This is a genomic window from Streptomyces bluensis (assembly GCF_014650715.1).
GTDB lineage: Bacteria > Actinomycetota > Actinomycetes > Streptomycetales > Streptomycetaceae > Streptomyces > Streptomyces bluensis.
In genome coordinates, this window is sequence record NZ_BMVM01000009.1 from 148147 (window position 1) to 164525 (window position 16379).

Genomic DNA, 16379 nt, shown 5'->3' on the forward strand with positions numbered 1-16379 from the left:
CGGCCGGGGTCAGTCGAACCAGCTCACCTGCACCACGACGATCCGCTCCCCCCGCACGTCCGTCAGGTAGGTGAGCATGAGCAGACCTCGGCTCTCGGTCCGCACACCGGGCCCCGGTCCGGTGTAGGCGGCCCCTTCCAGAAAGACCATGGACTCACGTACGGCGATTTCGTTGGCCAGCCGCTCGGTCTCGGTGCGGGCGGCCTCGGGAAGGCCGTCCAGCAGATCGTCGCAGAACGGCTCCCAGCGCCAGTCAGCCACCGGCGACCTCGCGATGCGCCGCGCGCACGATGTCACCGGCCTCACGGATCGCACGGTCCCGCACAGCGGGGTCCGGGCTGCTGATGGCCTGCTCAGCGGCGTGCAGACGATGCGCGGTCTTGGGGTGGCGCTCGATCTCCACAACGACGGCCCACTGCCGGTAGAACATCCGGATCGGTACGACGCTGTCCTCGTCCCCGGCTCTCACGAACGCCTTCTGCAGGTCCTCGAAGAACTCGGGCAGCCGGGACGGGGCGACCGTGGCGACAGCCTGCCTCAGGGCCGGCAGCGTGAGCTCGGGTCGAGGGATGACCGGACCGTCCTCGTCCGCGTACGGCATGGTCATCGGCCGTCCCTTCTGCTCGTCCAGCGCCCTTCCGGCACGTGCCCACGCTAGCGCCATTCCCGTCGCTCCTTCCCGTCCACGAGCTGAACGGACGTCGCGATCAGGTCCCACTCCGCGTAAACGGTCTTGCCGACGGTGCGGGGCCGGTGCCCCCAGCGATCGGCCAGCGCCTCGACCAGCAGCAGCCCCCGCCCGAACTGCTCCGTGTCCTCGGGCTTACGGGCCTCGGGGAGCCGGTCGCCTCGCGGATCGCTGACCTCGACACGGAGTGTGGCGGCCGTGGCGGCGAGCCTTACGCGGATGAGGCGGCCCCTCAGGCTGCCGTGCAGCAGGGCGTTGGTGGCCAACTCGCACACCACGAGGGCCACGTCCCCGGCGACGCCGGGGTGCCCCCATTCGGCGACCAGTCGAGCGGTACGGCGACGGGCGAGGGTGACGCTTCGGAGGACGGGGGTGTAGTCGAGGCGGTCTTCGTGGAGGACGGGATCGGGGGCGGGGTTGGGGGCGGGTTCTGGCATAGTGCGGCCACCTCCATGGCGGTCAGGCGTGATGCCGCTGAGTGAGCGACTGAGAACTGACCGTAGCGAGAAGCTCACCCCGAAGGCAATCAACTCGGGGAAGTTCTTCCCCAAAGCGTGAAGCCTGTCGACTTGGTGACGCTTCCACGACAGACTGTGACGGTGAAGCGATCAGCCCAATCCGCAGGAAACCGAGCGTCAACAGTCTTGGGACGCAGGCTCGGTGGCGAGTTGCTGCGGCTGCGTGACGCCGCAGGGAAGACTCAGCAGCAAGCCGCCGAGTCGATCAACGCGACCGGCACAAAGATCGTGAAGATGGAGCGCGGCTGGGTGCCGATGCGAGACCCGGACATTCGGGTGCTGTGCGAGTTCTACGGCCTGGACGACCCAAAGACACTCGCCAGGCTCCTGGACCTGGCCAGGCTGGACCGCGAGCGCCGCAAGGCCAAGGGGTGGTGGCAGGAATCGCCCCACCCGGGGACACTCTCCGAGTACATCGCGCTGGAGGGCGCCGCGAGCCACGTGCACACCTGGCAACTCTCCCTGATCCCTGGCCTGTTCCAGACTGCCGAGTACGCCCGGTCACTTGCGGTCAGTGAAGGCGCGGGGGTGTGGGAGGACCCCGACGACATCGAGCGCCTCGTCGAGATCCGTATGCGCCGCCAGGAACGCCTGCACGATGAGCGCCCACTTCAGGTGTACGCCGTCATCTGGGAAGCGGCGCTACGGCAGTTGATCGGAGGCCCAGAGACGATGCGCGCCCAACTGAAGCGGCTGTTGGAGCTGGCCGAGCTCCCGAACGTACGTCTGCAAGTACTTCCGTTCCGCGCAGGCGGTCACCCGTGCATCACGGGACCGTTCACGATCATCTCGTTCGCCGAAACTGAAGCTGTGGACGTGGTCCACGCCGACACCATCGCGTCTACCGTGTGGGTGGAAAACGAGGCCGAAAGCGCCGCACACAGCGCGTTCTTCGACCGTACGGCCCGGCTGAGCCTCGCCCAGCACGACTCAGCTCTACTGATTGACACCATTCGCCAGGAGATGTGATCCGTGCCCGAGTTCGACTTCATGAAGTCCAGCTACAGCAACACAGGAGGCGAATGCATCGAAGTCGCCCGCAACATCCCCCACACCATCGCCATACGCGACTCCAAGAACCCCGACGGCCCCATACTCCGCCTCACCCCCACCGCCTGGACCCACTTCACGGCGCTCGCAGCACGCTCGCCGGCAACAAAGGAATCAGTGCCGCAGTGACGGTCCCGTCATCCCTGGCGTGAACCAAGGGGGCGGGTCTTCGAGGTCGAGCGGTGCATGACCCGACGGGCGGTGCACCTGCGGCCGTGACGCAGATCGGCAATTGGCAGTTCTTGGCCAGCACCGAGGCGCCTCACCAGGCCCGGCTTGGACCCCTGGTGGCCGACACCTGCCAATCACCCATGGAAAGTCACCGCTCAACCTCGAATGGCACCACACCCCCTGGACAATCACTGAGGTTAGGCTAACCTACCTTCGAACCTGTTCCCGGGCGATCCCGCCCTGTTCGAAAGCAGCCACTCATGTCCCACGCCCGTGCCACCCACCCGACCCGCCGCGGCATCCTGGCCGCCGGCGGTGCCCTCGGTCTCGGCTCCGTGCTCGCCGCCTGCGGTGACGAAGACGCCGGCAGCGGTGGTTCGAGCAAAGGCACGGAGACGGCCGCGGCGAAGTCCGGTCCCTGGTCCTTCAAGGACGACCGCGGCGAGACCGCGAAGGCGGACCGTATCCCGACGAACATCGTCGCGTTCGTCGGCGTCGCCGCCGCGCTGCACGACTACGGGATCGACGTCAAGGGCGTCTTCGGCCCGACGAGGACGAAGGACGGCAAGGCCGACGTCCAGGCCGGCGACCTCGACATCAGCAAGGTGACCGTTCTCGGCAACGAGTGGGGCCAGTTCAACATCGAGAAGTACGCGGCCCTCGCCCCCGACGCGCTCCTCACGACGATGTTCGACGACGCGGGCACCCTCTGGTACGTGCCCGAGGAGTCCAAGGAGAAGATCCTCGCCCTCGACGTCCCGAGCGTCGGCATCTCGGTGTTCGACCGCCAGTTGACCGAGCCGCTGCGGCGCATGCTGGAGCTCGCCGAGTCCCTCGGCGCCGACGTGAAGGCGGAGAAGGTCACCACGGCCAAGAAGCGCTTCGAGGACGCCGCCGCCCGGTTGCGCGCCGCCGCCAAGGCCAAGCCCGGCATCAAGGTGCTGGCGGGTTCGGCCGCCCAGGACATCTTCTACGTCTCCGGCTCGAACCTCTCCATCGACCTGGAGTACTTCAAGGCCCTCGGCGTGAACCTGGTCGAGCCCCCCGCCTCGACCCTCAAGGCGAGCGGCGGCTGGTTCGAGAACCTGAGCTGGGAGAACGCCGACAAGTACGACGCGGACATCATCATGATGGACAACCGCTCCTCGGCGATCCAGCCGGACGACATCACCGAGGCCACCTGGAAGAAGCTGCCCGCGGTGAAGGCAGGGCAGGTCATCGCGCGTGACCCGGAGCCGATCCTCTCCTACGACAAGTGCCTGCCGCTGCTCGAAAACCTCGCCGAGGCCATCGAGAACGCCAAGAAGGTCAGCTGAGTGCCGTAGCCACCCTGGGAGCCCCGATGACGACGGCTGTAGCCGCCCCTTTCCGTTTCTTCTCTCTTCAGGTCGTACGGACGAGGCGGCTCGGACCGTCTCTCGTGCGGGTCACCTTCGGCGGTGACGACCTGCGGGAGTTCCGCTCCGACGGCAGGGACCAGTCCTTGTCGCTGTTCCTGCCGCACCCCGGCCAGCCCGCACCCGCCGTACCCGTCGAGCTGGGCGACGGATGGTGGCAGGGCTGGCGTGAACTGCCGGACGACGTACGCGCGGTGATGCGCTCGTACACGCTCCGCGCGCTGCGCCGTGACGCACACGGAGACACCGAAGACACCGCCGAGATCGACATCGACTTCGTGCTGCACGGGGTGGAGCCGGGCGCCGCCGCGCCCGCAGGGCCCGCCTCCCGGTGGGCGTCCCTCGCCCAGGCCGGCGACCGCGTCCTGGTGCTCGGCCCGGCCCTCGCCGACAACCGGGCGATCCGCTTCCGTCCGCCCGAGGGCACCGACCTGGTGCTGCTGTGGGGCGACGAGACGGCCCTGCCCGCCGCCTCCGCGATCCTGGAGTCACTGCCGGCGGGCACCCGCGCCCGGGTCTGGCTGGAGGTCCACCACGCCGGGGACATCCAGGACCTGGCGACCGAGGCCGACGCCGAGATCACCTGGCTCGTACGCGACGAGAAGTCCCCCTCGGCCCTGGACGCGATCCGCGACGCCGAACTCCCGCCCGCCGAGCGGCCGTACGCGTGGATCGCGGGCGAGTCCGGCCGCGTGAAGGAGCTGCGCCGCCATCTCGTGCGCGAGCGCGGGATCGACAAGAGGCGTGTGACGTTTGTCGGTTACTGGCGAAAGGGGCTCACGGAGGAGCAGTTGCGTGAGCGAGGAGAGTGACAGCAGTCACAGGTGGGGCACGTTTCCGGGCAGTTAGTTAGGTTAGCCTTACCTAAGTACCTAGGGGCCTGGCAATCCCCTGTTCCCCTCTCCCCGTCCGCACGGACCGTCCCCGCTCGGAGGAACGCCCACCATGCGCTCGCACCTGCTCAATGACACGACCGCGGAGCGGTACCGCCGCTCCGTGACCGAAGGAATCGAGCGGGTGGCGGCCAAACTCGCCACCACCGACCGTCCGTTCACGGGCGTCACCGTCGACGCCCTCACCCCCCGCATCGAACAGATCGACCTCGACCGGCCCCTGCACGACACCACAGCGGTACTGGACGAGCTGGAGGAGGTCTACCTCCGGGACGCGGTCTACTTCCACCACCCGCGCTACCTGGCCCACCTCAACTGCCCGGTCGTCATCCCGGCCCTGCTCGGCGAAGCCGTTCTGTCCGCCGTCAACTCCTCCCTCGACACCTGGGACCAGTCGGCCGGCGGCACCCTCATCGAGCGCAAGCTGATCGACTGGACCGCCGAGCGCATCGGCCTCGGCCCGGCCGCCGACGGCGTGTTCACCTCCGGCGGCACCCAGTCCAACCTCCAGGCGCTGCTGCTGGCCCGCGAGGAGGCGAAGGCCGGCTCCCTCGCCACACTGCGCGTCTTCGCCTCCGAGGTCAGCCACTTCAGCGTCAGGAAGTCCGCGAAGCTGCTGGGCCTCAGCGCCGACTCCGTGGTCTCCGTCCCCGTCGACCACGACAAGCGCATGCAGACCCTCGCCCTCGCCCACGAACTGGAGCGCTGCGCCCGGGACGGCCTGATTCCCATGGCCGTCGTCGCCACCGCCGGCACCACCGACTTCGGCTCCATCGACCCACTGCCCGAGATCGCCGAGCTGTGCGCCCGGTTCGGGGCGTGGATGCACGTCGACGCGGCCTACGGCTGCGGTCTGCTCACCTCCCTCAGGCGCCGTGCGCTGCTCGACGGCATCGAGCGCGCCGACTCCGTCACCGTCGACTACCACAAGTCCTTCTTCCAGCCGGTGAGTTCCTCCGCCGTACTGGTCCGGGACGCGGCGACGCTGCGCCACGCCACCTACCACGCGGAGTACCTCAACCCGCGCCGCATGGTGCACGAGCGCATCCCCAACCAGGTCGACAAGTCCCTCCAGACCACCCGCCGCTTCGACGCGCTCAAGCTGTGGATGACCCTGCGCACGATGGGCGCCGACGGCATAGGGCGGCTCTTCGACGAGGTCTGCGACCTTGCGGAGGAGGGCTGGAAACTGCTCGCCGCCGACCCGCGCTACGACGTCGTGGTCGAGCCGCGGCTGTCCACGCTGGTCTTCCGCTACATCCCCCGTGCCGTCACCGACCCGGCTGAGATCGACCGCGCCAACCTGTACGCGCGCAAGGCCCTGTTCGCCTCCGGTGACGCGGTGGTCGCGAGCACCAAGGCCGACGGGCGCCACTACCTGAAGTTCACCCTGCTCAACCCCGAGACCTCGGCCGCCGACATCGCCGCCGTCCTCGACCTGATCGCCGGCCACGCCGAGCAGTACCTGGGAGAGTCCCTTGACCGCGCTTCCTGACGCCACGAAGAAGACCTACGACTTCGTGGGCATCGGGCTCGGCCCGTTCAACCTCGGCCTGGCCTGCCTCACCGAACCGATCGCCGAACTCGACGGAATCTTCCTGGAGTCGAAACAGGACTTCGCGTGGCACTCGGGCATGTTCCTCGACGGCGCCCACCTCCAGACCCCGTTCCTGTCGGACCTGGTGACGCTGGCCGACCCGACGTCCCCGTACTCCTTCCTCAACTACCTCAAGGAGTCCGGCCGTCTGTACTCGTTCTACATCCGCGAGAACTTCTACCCCCTGCGGGTCGAGTACGACGCCTACTGCCGCTGGGCCGCCGGGAAACTGAGCAGCGTCCGCTTCGGCACGACCGTCGACGAGGTGCGGTACGACGAAGGGGCCGGGCTGTACGCCGTACGGACCGGGAGCGGCGAGACGTACCGCGCCCGCCACCTCGTCCTCGGCACCGGCACGGTCCCGTACATCCCCGAGGCGTGCCGGGACCTGGACGGCGACTTCTTCCACAACGCGCAGTACACGCACCGCAAGGCGGAGCTCCGCGCGAAGGAGTCCATCACGATCGTCGGCAGCGGCCAGAGCGCCGCGGAGATCTACCACGAGCTCCTCACCGAGATCGACGTCCACGGCTACCAGCTCAACTGGGTCACGCGCTCCCCGCGCTTCTTCCCCCTCGAATACACCAAGCTGACGCTGGAGATGACGTCCCCGGACTACATCGACTACTTCCGCGCGCTGCCCGAGGAGACCCGCTACCGGCTGGAGAAGCAGCAGAAGGGCCTGTTCAAGGGCATCAACTCGGACCTGATCGACTCGATCTTCGACCTGCTGTACCAGAAGAACGTCACGGCCGGAGGCCGCCCCGTCCCCACCCGCCTCATCACCAACTCCTCCCTCGTCACGGCGAGTTACCGGAGCGGGCTCTACACCCTCGGCTTCCACCAGGACGAGCAGGACAAGGACTTCGAGATCCGGACCGAGGGCCTGATCCTCGCCACCGGCTACCACTACCGGCCCCCGGCCTTCCTCGACCCGATCCGCGACCGCCTCCGCTTCGACGGCCACGGCCGCTTCGACGTGGGCCGCAACTACGCCATCGACACCACGGGACGCGGGATCTTCCTGCAGAACGCGGGCGTGCACACGCACAGCGTCACGTCCCCGGACCTGGGCATGGGCGCGTACCGGAACTCGTCGATCATCCGCGAGCTGCTCGGCACCGAGTACTACCCCGTCGAGAAGACCATCGCGTTCCAGGAGTTCGCCGTATGACCTTCCGCACGACCTTCGGTATGACCTTCACCTTCCGTCCCGTCGATCCCCCGAACGACGCCGAGCTCCTGCACACCTGGGTCACCCACCCCAAGGCGGCCTACTGGATGATGCAGGACGCCAGGCCGGCGGACGTCGAACGCGCCTACACGGAGATCGCGGCCGACGAACACCACCACGCGCTGCTCGGGCTGCTCGACGGCGAACCCGCCTTCCTCATGGAGAAGTACGACCCCGCCCACCGTGAACTGGTCGGCCTGTACGAGCCCGAGCCCGGAGACGTCGGGATGCACTTCCTGGTGCCGCCGACGGACACACCCGTGCACGGGTTCACCAGGGCCGTCATCACCGCGGTGATGACCCACCTCTTCGAGGACCCGGCCACGGCCCGTGTGGTCGTCGAACCGGACGTGTCCAACAAGGCCGTCCACGCCCTGAACGAGGCGGTCGGCTTCGTGCCCGAACGAGAGATCCAGACGCCGGAGAAGAAGGCCTTGCTGAGCTTCTGCACACGTGAGCAGTACCTGGCGGCACGAGGAGTGACGGTATGACCCTGTCCGACGCCGTGGCCCACCTGTCCCCCGAGCGCTGGGACCGCGCCAACCGCCTGCTCGTCCGCAAGGCACTCGCCGAGTTCGCCCACGAGCGGCTGATCACACCGGAGAAGGACGGCGACCGGTACGCCGTCCACAGCGACGACGGCCGCACCCGGTACACCTTCACGGCCGTGGTCCGCGCCCTCGACCACTGGCAGGTCGACGCCGGTTCCGTCACCCGCCATCGCGACGGCCGCGAACTCCCGCTCGCCGCCCTGGAGTTCTTCATCGAGCTGAAGGAGACGCTGGGCCTGAGCGACGAGGTCCTGCCCGTCTATCTGGAGGAGATCTCCTCCACCCTCTCCGGAACCTGCTACAAGCTCGGCAAGCCGCAGATCCCCGTCGCCGAGCTGGCCCGCTCCGGTTTCCAGGCCATCGAGAGCGGCATGACCGAGGGCCACCCCTGCTTCGTCGCCAACAACGGACGCCTCGGCTTCGGCGTCCACGAGTACCTCTCGTACGCCCCCGAGACCGCGAGCCCCCTCCGGCTGGTCTGGCTGGCCGCGCACCGCTCGCGGGCGGCGTTCACGGCGGGTGTCGGGATCGAGTACGAGTCCTTCCTGCGGGACGAGCTGGGGGAGGTGACGCTGAACCGTTTCCGCGACACACTCTCGGCGCAGGGCCTCGACCCCGCCGACTATCTCCTCATCCCCGTCCACCCCTGGCAGTGGTGGAACAAGCTCACCGTCACCTTCGCCGCGGAGATCGCCCAGCGGCACCTGGTGTGCCTCGGCGAAGGCGACGACGAGTACCTCGCCCAGCAGTCGATCCGGACGTTCTTCAACACGTCCCGGCCCGAGAGGCACTACGTCAAGACAGCCCTGTCCGTCCTCAACATGGGCTTCATGCGGGGACTTTCGGCCGCGTACATGGAGGCGACCCCGGCGATCAACGACTGGCTCGCCCAGCTCATCGAGGGCGACCCGGTACTGAAGGCCACGGGACTGTCGATCATCCGCGAGCGCGCGGCGGTCGGTTACCGGCATCTGGAGTACGAGGCGGCCACGGACCGCTACTCCCCGTACCGCAAGATGCTGGCCGCGCTGTGGCGCGAGAGCCCGGTGCCCTCGCTCCAGGAGGGCGAGTCGCTGGCCACCATGGCGTCCCTCCTCCATGTCGACCACGAGGGCAGGGGCTTCGCGACGGCGCTGATCGAGCGCTCGGGCCTCACCCCGGTGGAGTGGCTGCGCCGCTACCTGCGGGCGTACTTCACACCGCTGCTGCACAGCTTCTACGCGTACGACCTCGTCTTCATGCCGCACGGCGAGAACGTCATCCTCGTCCTGAAGGACGGTGTCGTGCAGCGCGCGATCTACAAGGACATCGCCGAGGAGATCGCGGTGATGGACCCCGACGCGGCGCTGCCTCCGGCGGTCGAGCGGCTGCGCGTGGAGGTCCCGGAGGAGAAGAAGCTCCTGTCGATCTTCACGGACGTCTTCGACTGCTTCTTCCGCTTCCTCGCCGCGAACCTCGCGGACGAGGGTGTCCTGGCGGAGGACGACTTCTGGCGCACGGTCGCCGAGACCGTCCGCGCGTACCAGGCTCAGGTCCCCGAGCTCTCCGCAAGGTTCGCGCAGTACGACATGTTCGCCCCGGAGTTCGCGCTCTCCTGCCTGAACCGGCTCCAGCTGCGCAACAACAAGCAGATGGTCGACCTCGCCGACCCGGCGGGCGCGCTCCAGCTCGTCGGCCATCTGAAGAACCCCATCGCGGGGCTGTAAGGCAACGGCTCCAAACAGACGGGCGGGCAGCCCCGGAGTACGGTCCTCCGGGGGTGCCCGTCTTCTCTTGCTCGGCCGTTTCCCGGCCCGTGCGACATGTGTACTTCATGTCGAGTTGCAGCTCTCTCCGGCGCTCCGCCGGAGACTCTCCCCTGGATCGCTCCAGCGAGTTGGACGGCACTTGCGTCCGCCTGACGACTGCCCTGCCGGCAACCGGGATGGGTCAGGGACCCCTCCGACATGTCCGCCAACCTGGTTGTCGCCAGCGGACTTTCGTCACAGTAGCCTCCGCCTTCCATGCCCGTGCCGTTTCCCCGACCATACGCCCGACTACCACCCGCACGAGTGACACACTCACGCGGCTCACCGTTCCGGGAGAACAGCAGACGAGAGGATCGGCACCGTACCGGCCCGTGCCGCCGCCGCGACCTGTTCCTTCTCCGCCGTGCTCGTGCGGTCCAGGCCCCAGTACTGGGCGAGGGCGCCCTTCGCCGGGGTCGCCCCGGTCAGCTGGTGCCAGCCGATCACCGTCTTGCCGTACTCGGCGACGAGGGGCTGCACCCGGTCCATGAACTTGACGTAGTCGTCGTGGCTGGTGGAGTGCGCCTCGTCACCGCCGATGTGGAGGTAGCGGCCGGGGGTGAGCGCGGCCAGTTCGCGGATCACGTCGTCCACGAAGTCGTAGGTGACGTCCTTGTCCACGCACAGCGAGCTGAAGCCGACGTCGATGCCGGTGTAGAGCGGGGGTGCGACGCCGTCGCAGTTCAGCTCGGCGTAGGAGGCGAGCGCGGCGTTGGTGTGGCCGGGCATGTCTATCTCCGGGACGACCTCCAGATAGCGGGAGGAGGCGTACCGGACGATCTCCTTGTAGTCGGCCTTCGTGTAGTGGCCGCCGGGGCCGCCGCCGACCTGTGTGGAGCCGCCGTACGTGGCGAGCCGGGGCCAGGAGTCGATCGCGATGCGCCAGCCCTGGTCGTCGCTGAGGTGCAGGTGCAGCTTGTTGACCTTGTAGAGCGCCAACTGGTCGATGTAGCGCTTGACCTGGTCCACGGTGAAGAAGTGCCGCGAGACGTCCAGCATGGCGCCGCGCCAGCCGTAGCGCGGCGTGTCCTTGATGGTGCCTCCCGCGACGAGCCACGGGCCGGGCTGCACGGAGTCCTTCTCGACGGCCGCCGGCAGGAGCTGACGCAGGGTCTGCACGCCGTGGAAGAGCCCGGCGGGCTTGCGGGCGCTGATCGTGACCCCGTGCCGGCCGCTGTCGAGGCGGTAGCCCTCGTCGCCGAGGGAGGCGTCCTTGGAGCCCAGCTTCAGGCGTATCCCGGGGCCCTGACGGGCCGTCACCGGGAGGCGGTAGCCGGTAGAGGGCCGCAGGACGTCCGCGAGGTAGGTGCCGATCCGGCGGGCCTCGCGTGAGTCGTCCACGTGAATGCGGGTGCTGTTCGTGATGCGGTACGGGGCTCCGCCCGCCTTCACGGACGCCGGGGCCGGGATCACGCGCCCGAGCGGGGTGGGCGTGTCCCCCGCGGATGTCTCCCCGGGGGGTGCCGCCCCAACGGCGAAGGCTCCGGCCGCCGTCACGAGCAGCAGGGATCCGAGAATGCGCGTGGTTCTGCGGTGCTGTCTCACCTGAGCGTCCCTCCATCGACCCACGTGCCAGCGAAAAGGTACAGACCAACCTCCCCGTACAGGCGGTGGAACAATCCCCTCATGGCGGAAATCATCCAGCGCGACGGCACGTGGGCCTTCTACGGCGACACCCTGAGGCTGACACCGGGACGCGACAAGAACGTGCACCTGTTGCGCAAGACCCTGGGTGAACTCACCGTCCCGCTGGCCGCGTTGGCGGGCGTCTCCCTGGAACAGGGGAAGAGGTCCGGGCGGCTGCGGCTGAGGCTGCGCGACGGCGCGGACCCCCTCCTCCAGGCGACCGGCGGCCGGCTCACCGACTCTCTCGACCCGTACCAGCTCACCGTCGAGTCGGACCGCTACGGCGTCGCGGAGTACTTCGTGGACGAGGTTCGCAACGCCCTGCTCCTCGACCAGGTCCCGACCGACGCCGTCGAGGACTATCTGCTCCCCGGCCCGGCGGTGCCGCTCTCCGTCTCGGCCGGGGACGGCACCGCGAACTTCGACGGCGAGCACGTACGCCTGGAGTGGAACTGGAAGACGGAGGACGCGAAGGCCGCGGCCGGCTCACGCACCCTCGCGCTCGCCGACATCCGGTCCGTGGAGTGGCACCCGGCGGTGGGCCTGGAGAACGGCTACCTCCGCTTCACCGTGAAGAACGCGCCCACCAAGGCCCCGCCGAAGTACGACCCCAACGCCGTGGAGCTGTGGGGCTTCAAGAAGGACCCGCTGATGACCCTGATCGCGGCGGCCGTGCAGGCGCGGCTCCCGCACCCGTCGACCCCGCCCGAGGACGAACCCCCGAAGCAGCTCTCCCAGGCGGGCTCCGATCCCGACGCCCTGCTGCGCCGTCTGCGCGAGCTCGGCGAGCTGCACAGGTCCGGCGTCCTCACGGACGAGGAATTCACGCTGGCCAAGCAGGCCGTCCTCAAACGAATGTGACACATCCGCCGATGGCGAATGTGTCACATCCCACAGGACCACCCGCCTGACTCAGGAGGAGTTTCGCCACACTCCTGCCCGGAATCGGGCAGGATTCTTGCGAAACGGCCGCCCGTACCTCAGGATCTACCGGGTGCACGACGAACTCGTTGATCATCTGACGCGGTCCACGCCCCTCAGCCGGGGGGAGGCGCTGCGCGTGATCCAGGACGTGCTCGCGTACTTCGACGAGACGACCGAGGACTACGTCCGTCGCCGCCACCGAGAACTCCAGACCCAGGGCCTGGTGAACTCGGCGATCTTCGAACGGATCGAGGCGGACCTGAAGTACCGCGCGGTGGCACCGCCCGAGCTCACGCTCAGACAACTGCGCCGCATCGTCTACGGCTGAGACCGCCGGGGACGACCGACCACAAACGTGATGCATGGCCGCAAACGGGGAAACAAAGGGAGAACTGTATGTGCGGAATCGTCGGATACATCGGTAAGCGCGATGTGGCCCCGCTGCTGCTGGAGGGGCTGCAGCGGCTGGAGTACCGCGGCTACGACTCGGCGGGCATCGTCGTGACGTCGCCGAAGACGGCCGGCCTGAAGATGGTCAAGGCCAAGGGCCGGGTCCGTGACCTGGAGGCCAGGGTCCCCGCGCGCTTCAAGGGCACCACCGGCATCGCCCACACCCGCTGGGCCACGCACGGCGCCCCGTCCGACATCAACGCGCACCCGCACATGTCGGCCGACAACAAGGTCGCGGTCGTGCACAACGGCATCATCGACAACGCCTCCGAGCTGCGCCGGAAGCTGGAGGCCGACGGTGTCGTGTTCCTCTCCGAGACCGACACCGAGGTCCTCACCCACCTGATCGCCCGCTCCCAGGCCGACACCCTGGAGGAGAAGGTCCGCCAGGCGCTCAGGATCGTCGAGGGCACCTACGGCATCGCCGTCATGCACGCCGACTTCACCGACCGGATCGTGGTGGCCCGCAACGGCTCGCCGGTCGTCCTCGGCATCGGCGAGAAGGAGATGTTCGTCGCCTCGGACATCGCCGCCCTGGTGACCCACACCCGGCAGATAGTGACCCTCGACGACGGCGAGATGGCCACCCTCAAGGCCGACGACTTCCGCACGTACACCACCGAGGGCACCCGCACGACCGCCGAGCCGACCACCGTCGAGTGGGAGGCCGCGTCGTACGACATGGGCGGCCACGACACCTACATGCACAAGGAGATCCACGAGCAGGCCGACGCCGTGGACCGGGTGCTGCGCGGCCGGATCGACGACCGGTTCTCCACCGTGCGCCTCGGCGGCCTGAACTTGGACGCCCGTGAGGCGCGCCAGATCCGCCGTGTGAAGATCCTCGGCTGCGGCACCTCGTACCACGCGGGCATGATCGGCGCCCAGATGATCGAGGAGCTGGCCCGCATCCCCGCCGACGCCGAGCCGGCGTCGGAGTTCCGCTACCGCAACGCGGTCGTGGACCCCGACACGCTGTACGTCGCCGTCTCGCAGTCCGGTGAGACGTACGACGTGCTGGCCGCCGTGCAGGAGCTCAAGCGCAAGGGCGCGCGGGTGCTGGGCGTCGTGAACGTCGTCGGCTCGGCGATCGCCCGCGAGGCGGACGGCGGCATCTACGTCCACGCGGGCCCCGAGGTCTGCGTGGTCTCCACCAAGTGCTTCACGAACACCACGGTCGCCTTCGCGCTGCTCGCCCTGCACCTGGGCCGCACCCGTGACCTGTCCGTCCGCGACGGCAAGCGGATCATCGAGGGCCTGCGGAGGCTGCCCGGGCAGATCTCCGCGATCATGAAGCAGGAGGAGGAGATCAAGCAGCTGGCCGGGCAGTTCACCGAGGCCCGCTCGATGCTCTTCATCGGCCGTGTCCGGGGCTACCCGGTGGCCCGCGAGGCCTCGCTGAAGCTCAAGGAGGTCTCGTACATCCACGCCGAGGCCTACCCCGCCTCCGAGCTCAAGCACGGCCCGCTGGCGCTCATCGAGCCCGCCCTGCCGACGGTCGCGATCGTCCCGGACGACGACCTGCTGGAGAAGAACCGCGCGGCCCTGGAGGAGATCAAGGCCCGCAGCGGCCGGATCCTCGCGGTGGCCCACCAGGAGCAGGAGAAGGCCGACCAGACGATCATCGTCCCGAAGAACGAGGACGAACTCGACCCGATCCTCATGGGCATCCCCCTCCAACTCCTCGCCTACCACACGGCATTGGCCCTGGGCCGGGACATCGACAAGCCGAGGAACCTGGCGAAGTCGGTGACGGTGGAGTAGGAACGCGCCCCTGAAGGCGCCCCAACGGGGCGCCAAAAGGGGCGCGGGGCTGTATAGATATGCGGCTCCGCCGCGTGGGCGCGACCAGCCCCCACCCACCCGCACAGGCAAAACAAACAGACCCGACCCCCACGTATGCCACCACACGTGGGGGTCCGTCATCTCGCCAGGGTCAGCCCGTGGACGCCACCCTCGGAGCACATCTCACCCAGCCCAACCACGAGTTACGGGGAAGGGCGGAGCCAACCGTCACGGAATGACAATCACCGGCCGCTGCGCCCGCTTCGCGAGCCGCCCCGCGACCGACCCGAAAATGCGCCCCACGATCCCGTGCGTGGAACCGACCACGATCGCGTCCGCCTCGTACTCCCGCCCCACTTCTTCGAGTTCGTGGCAGATGTCGCCGCCGCGCTCGACGAGGATCCAGGGGACCTCGGCGAGGTAGTCGGCGCAGGCGAGTTCGAGGCCGAGGACCTCGGTGCGGTGGTCGGGGACGTCGACGAACACGGGCGGCTCGCAGCCCGCCCACACGGTCGTGGGCAGCCGGTTGGCGACGTGCACGATGATCAGGCCCGAGCCGGAGCGATGGGCTATGCCGATCGCGTACGCGAGGGCGCGCTCGCTGGACGTCGAGCCGTCGAAGCCGACGACGACGCCGTGCTGGAAAGCGGGATCGCGGGTGGGGCGTGCCTCTTCCGCCGCCAGCGGGTCGGCCGCCGTGGGATCGGCTACCGGCCGCCGCTTGCGGTCAGCGGGGTCGAAGAATTCGTGACCGGCCATGGATGTCTCGGCGTTCGGGTCCTTGTGGGTGTGGGACGACAGTGTGCGGCGGAGCTGTGTCCGGGAATCATCTTCCCAACCCCATACCCCCAAGGGTACGGCGCCACGCCTCCTTAAGCCCATGCCCCGCAACATGCCGCGCGGGGTTCCAGGGAGCATGCACGAGGGGACAGCCGTAACGCAATGGTCGCTGCCCCGTACAGGCGGTTTGCCCCGGGTTCACCCGGGTGTGCGGCGTGGGGCCCACTCAGAGTACGAGCCACTCCGGCCCGGATCCACCCTCTGGCAGTGACCGAGCGGTCGAACACGCGTTGAATCCGGGTACGTCACTCCTCCAGGGAGCACGCAGTGCCCGGACACCCGAGGGCCTCCCGGTCCGCCCCCACACGCCCGCGCCCCACGGAGCGTCCCGCCCCCGACACGGCGGGAGACCTCATCCGCTGGGCCTCCTTCAGCTGTGCCCTCGTACCCGTGGTCCTCCTCGGGTACGGCATCTCGCTCACCGGTGCGGCCGGCGCGGCCCTGGGGCTGGCGGCCGTGACCGCGGCGTGCCGGCTCCTGCTGCGCCAGTCGGAGCGGGGAGCGGCGCGCGTGCCGGCCGAGAAGGGCGCGCCACGGCGGGGCCGGCACGGCCGGGTCGGCTCGGGGGCGCACAGGGGCGGGCGCCACTCGGGGGGAAGCACTTCGGTCGACTGACCGGTTTCCGCGCACACTACCGCACCTTTTCAGCCAACTTCGGGTCCCTGTGCATGTGTTGCTCGAACACCCCCACACCACCCGTTCGACCTGCACTGAAAGGGGCCCGTAGGGCGCGCGCACCCTACGTGGATTGGCCACTGCGACGAGGCGCACTTCCCTGTAGGGCCCACGAGTGCAACGCTTCGTGATCGAATGCTTCACGCCAAGTTGCCAAGTCGACAATGTGCCGGTTGCCGAACTGGTCACGCCG

General features: G+C 68.6%; 16 protein-coding genes and 1 pseudogene. 12 read left to right on the forward strand and 5 right to left on the reverse strand.

What is annotated here, in order from left to right; translation table 11 throughout:
* Window positions 1-9: 9 nt before the first annotated feature.
* The 3 genes from IE262_RS22575 to IE262_RS22585 are packed head-to-tail and all read right to left on the reverse strand — an operon-like array spanning window position 10 to window position 1125.
* The gene (locus IE262_RS22575; RefSeq protein WP_189876033.1) at window positions 10-261 is read right to left on the reverse strand and encodes a hypothetical protein; all 252 of its coding nucleotides are present in this window, start codon (window positions 259-261) and stop codon (window positions 10-12) included.
* Complete coding sequence (locus tag IE262_RS22580) at window positions 254-664, reverse strand: hypothetical protein (protein WP_134035817.1); 411 nt, start codon at window positions 662-664, stop codon at window positions 254-256. The genes IE262_RS22575 and IE262_RS22580 overlap by 8 nt, the downstream gene beginning before the upstream one ends.
* Entirely contained in the window at window positions 655-1125 is a 471-nt protein-coding gene (locus IE262_RS22585; protein ID WP_189876035.1) for an ATP-binding protein, read from the reverse strand. The genes IE262_RS22580 and IE262_RS22585 overlap by 10 nt, the downstream gene beginning before the upstream one ends.
* Window positions 1126-1287: 162 nt before the next feature.
* On the opposite strand from IE262_RS22585, the gene IE262_RS22590 reads away from it, so the two are divergent.
* From IE262_RS22590 to IE262_RS22625, 8 genes are all read left to right on the forward strand, one after another.
* The gene (locus IE262_RS22590) at window positions 1288-2175 is read left to right on the forward strand and encodes a helix-turn-helix domain-containing protein (protein WP_229877396.1); all 888 of its coding nucleotides are present in this window, start codon (window positions 1288-1290) and stop codon (window positions 2173-2175) included.
* A 3-nt stretch (window positions 2176-2178) separates the two neighbouring features.
* Complete coding sequence (locus IE262_RS22595; protein WP_189876037.1) at window positions 2179-2385, forward strand: DUF397 domain-containing protein; 207 nt, start codon at window positions 2179-2181, stop codon at window positions 2383-2385.
* A 302-nt stretch (window positions 2386-2687) separates the two neighbouring features.
* Window positions 2688-3743: an ABC transporter substrate-binding protein gene (locus IE262_RS22600; RefSeq protein WP_189876040.1), complete on the forward strand. Its 1056-nt coding sequence runs from the start codon at window positions 2688-2690 to the stop codon at window positions 3741-3743.
* Window positions 3744-3769: 26 nt separating this feature from the next.
* Window positions 3770-4636, forward strand: a complete 867-nt coding sequence (locus tag IE262_RS22605) for a siderophore-interacting protein (RefSeq protein WP_189876041.1) — start codon at window positions 3770-3772, stop codon at window positions 4634-4636.
* A 133-nt stretch (window positions 4637-4769) separates the two neighbouring features.
* Window positions 4770-6212, forward strand: coding sequence for a lysine decarboxylase DesA (desA, locus tag IE262_RS22610; protein WP_189876043.1), 1443 nt, complete (start codon window positions 4770-4772; stop codon window positions 6210-6212).
* Window positions 6196-7488: a lysine N(6)-hydroxylase/L-ornithine N(5)-oxygenase family protein gene (locus IE262_RS22615; RefSeq protein WP_189876045.1), complete on the forward strand. Its 1293-nt coding sequence runs from the start codon at window positions 6196-6198 to the stop codon at window positions 7486-7488. Before desA ends, IE262_RS22615 begins: the two co-directional genes overlap by 17 nt.
* A 20-nt stretch (window positions 7489-7508) precedes the next feature.
* Window positions 7509-8039, forward strand: coding sequence for a GNAT family N-acetyltransferase (locus tag IE262_RS22620; RefSeq protein ID WP_189876241.1), 531 nt, complete (start codon window positions 7509-7511; stop codon window positions 8037-8039).
* On the forward strand, window positions 8036-9805 hold the full coding sequence (locus IE262_RS22625) for an IucA/IucC family protein (protein ID WP_189876047.1): 1770 nt from the start codon (window positions 8036-8038) through the stop codon (window positions 9803-9805). Before IE262_RS22620 ends, IE262_RS22625 begins: the two co-directional genes overlap by 4 nt.
* A gap of 381 nt (window positions 9806-10186) precedes the next feature.
* Here IE262_RS22625 and IE262_RS22630 read toward each other — a convergent pair.
* A pseudogene (locus IE262_RS22630) lies at window positions 10187-11431 on the reverse strand (beta-N-acetylhexosaminidase); the annotation flags it as partial.
* A gap of 81 nt (window positions 11432-11512) precedes the next feature.
* Here IE262_RS22630 and IE262_RS22635 point away from each other — a divergent pair.
* The 3 genes from IE262_RS22635 (at window position 11513) to glmS (ending at window position 14650) form a co-directional block, all read left to right on the forward strand.
* Window positions 11513-12373 (forward strand): DUF4429 domain-containing protein, encoded by an 861-nt coding sequence (locus IE262_RS22635; protein WP_189876049.1) that lies wholly within the window; start codon window positions 11513-11515, stop codon window positions 12371-12373.
* 133 nt (window positions 12374-12506) lie between these two features.
* Window positions 12507-12764, forward strand: a complete 258-nt coding sequence (locus IE262_RS22640; protein WP_134035993.1) for a hypothetical protein — start codon at window positions 12507-12509, stop codon at window positions 12762-12764.
* Between the two features lie 68 nt (window positions 12765-12832).
* Window positions 12833-14650 carry a glutamine--fructose-6-phosphate transaminase (isomerizing) gene (gene glmS, locus IE262_RS22645; protein ID WP_189876051.1) on the forward strand — a complete coding sequence of 606 codons (1818 nt, stop codon included), beginning with the start codon at window positions 12833-12835 and terminating at the stop codon, window positions 14648-14650.
* A gap of 249 nt (window positions 14651-14899) precedes the next feature.
* Here the strand turns inward: glmS and IE262_RS22650 are convergent, their stop codons facing one another.
* Window positions 14900-15430 carry a universal stress protein gene (locus IE262_RS22650; RefSeq protein WP_134035782.1) on the reverse strand — a complete coding sequence of 177 codons (531 nt, stop codon included), beginning with the start codon at window positions 15428-15430 and terminating at the stop codon, window positions 14900-14902.
* Between the two features lie 348 nt (window positions 15431-15778).
* Here IE262_RS22650 and IE262_RS22655 point away from each other — a divergent pair, with 348 nt between their 5' ends.
* Entirely contained in the window at window positions 15779-16126 is a 348-nt protein-coding gene (locus IE262_RS22655; protein ID WP_134035779.1) for a hypothetical protein, read from the forward strand.
* The last annotated feature ends 253 nt before the right edge of the window (window positions 16127-16379 follow it).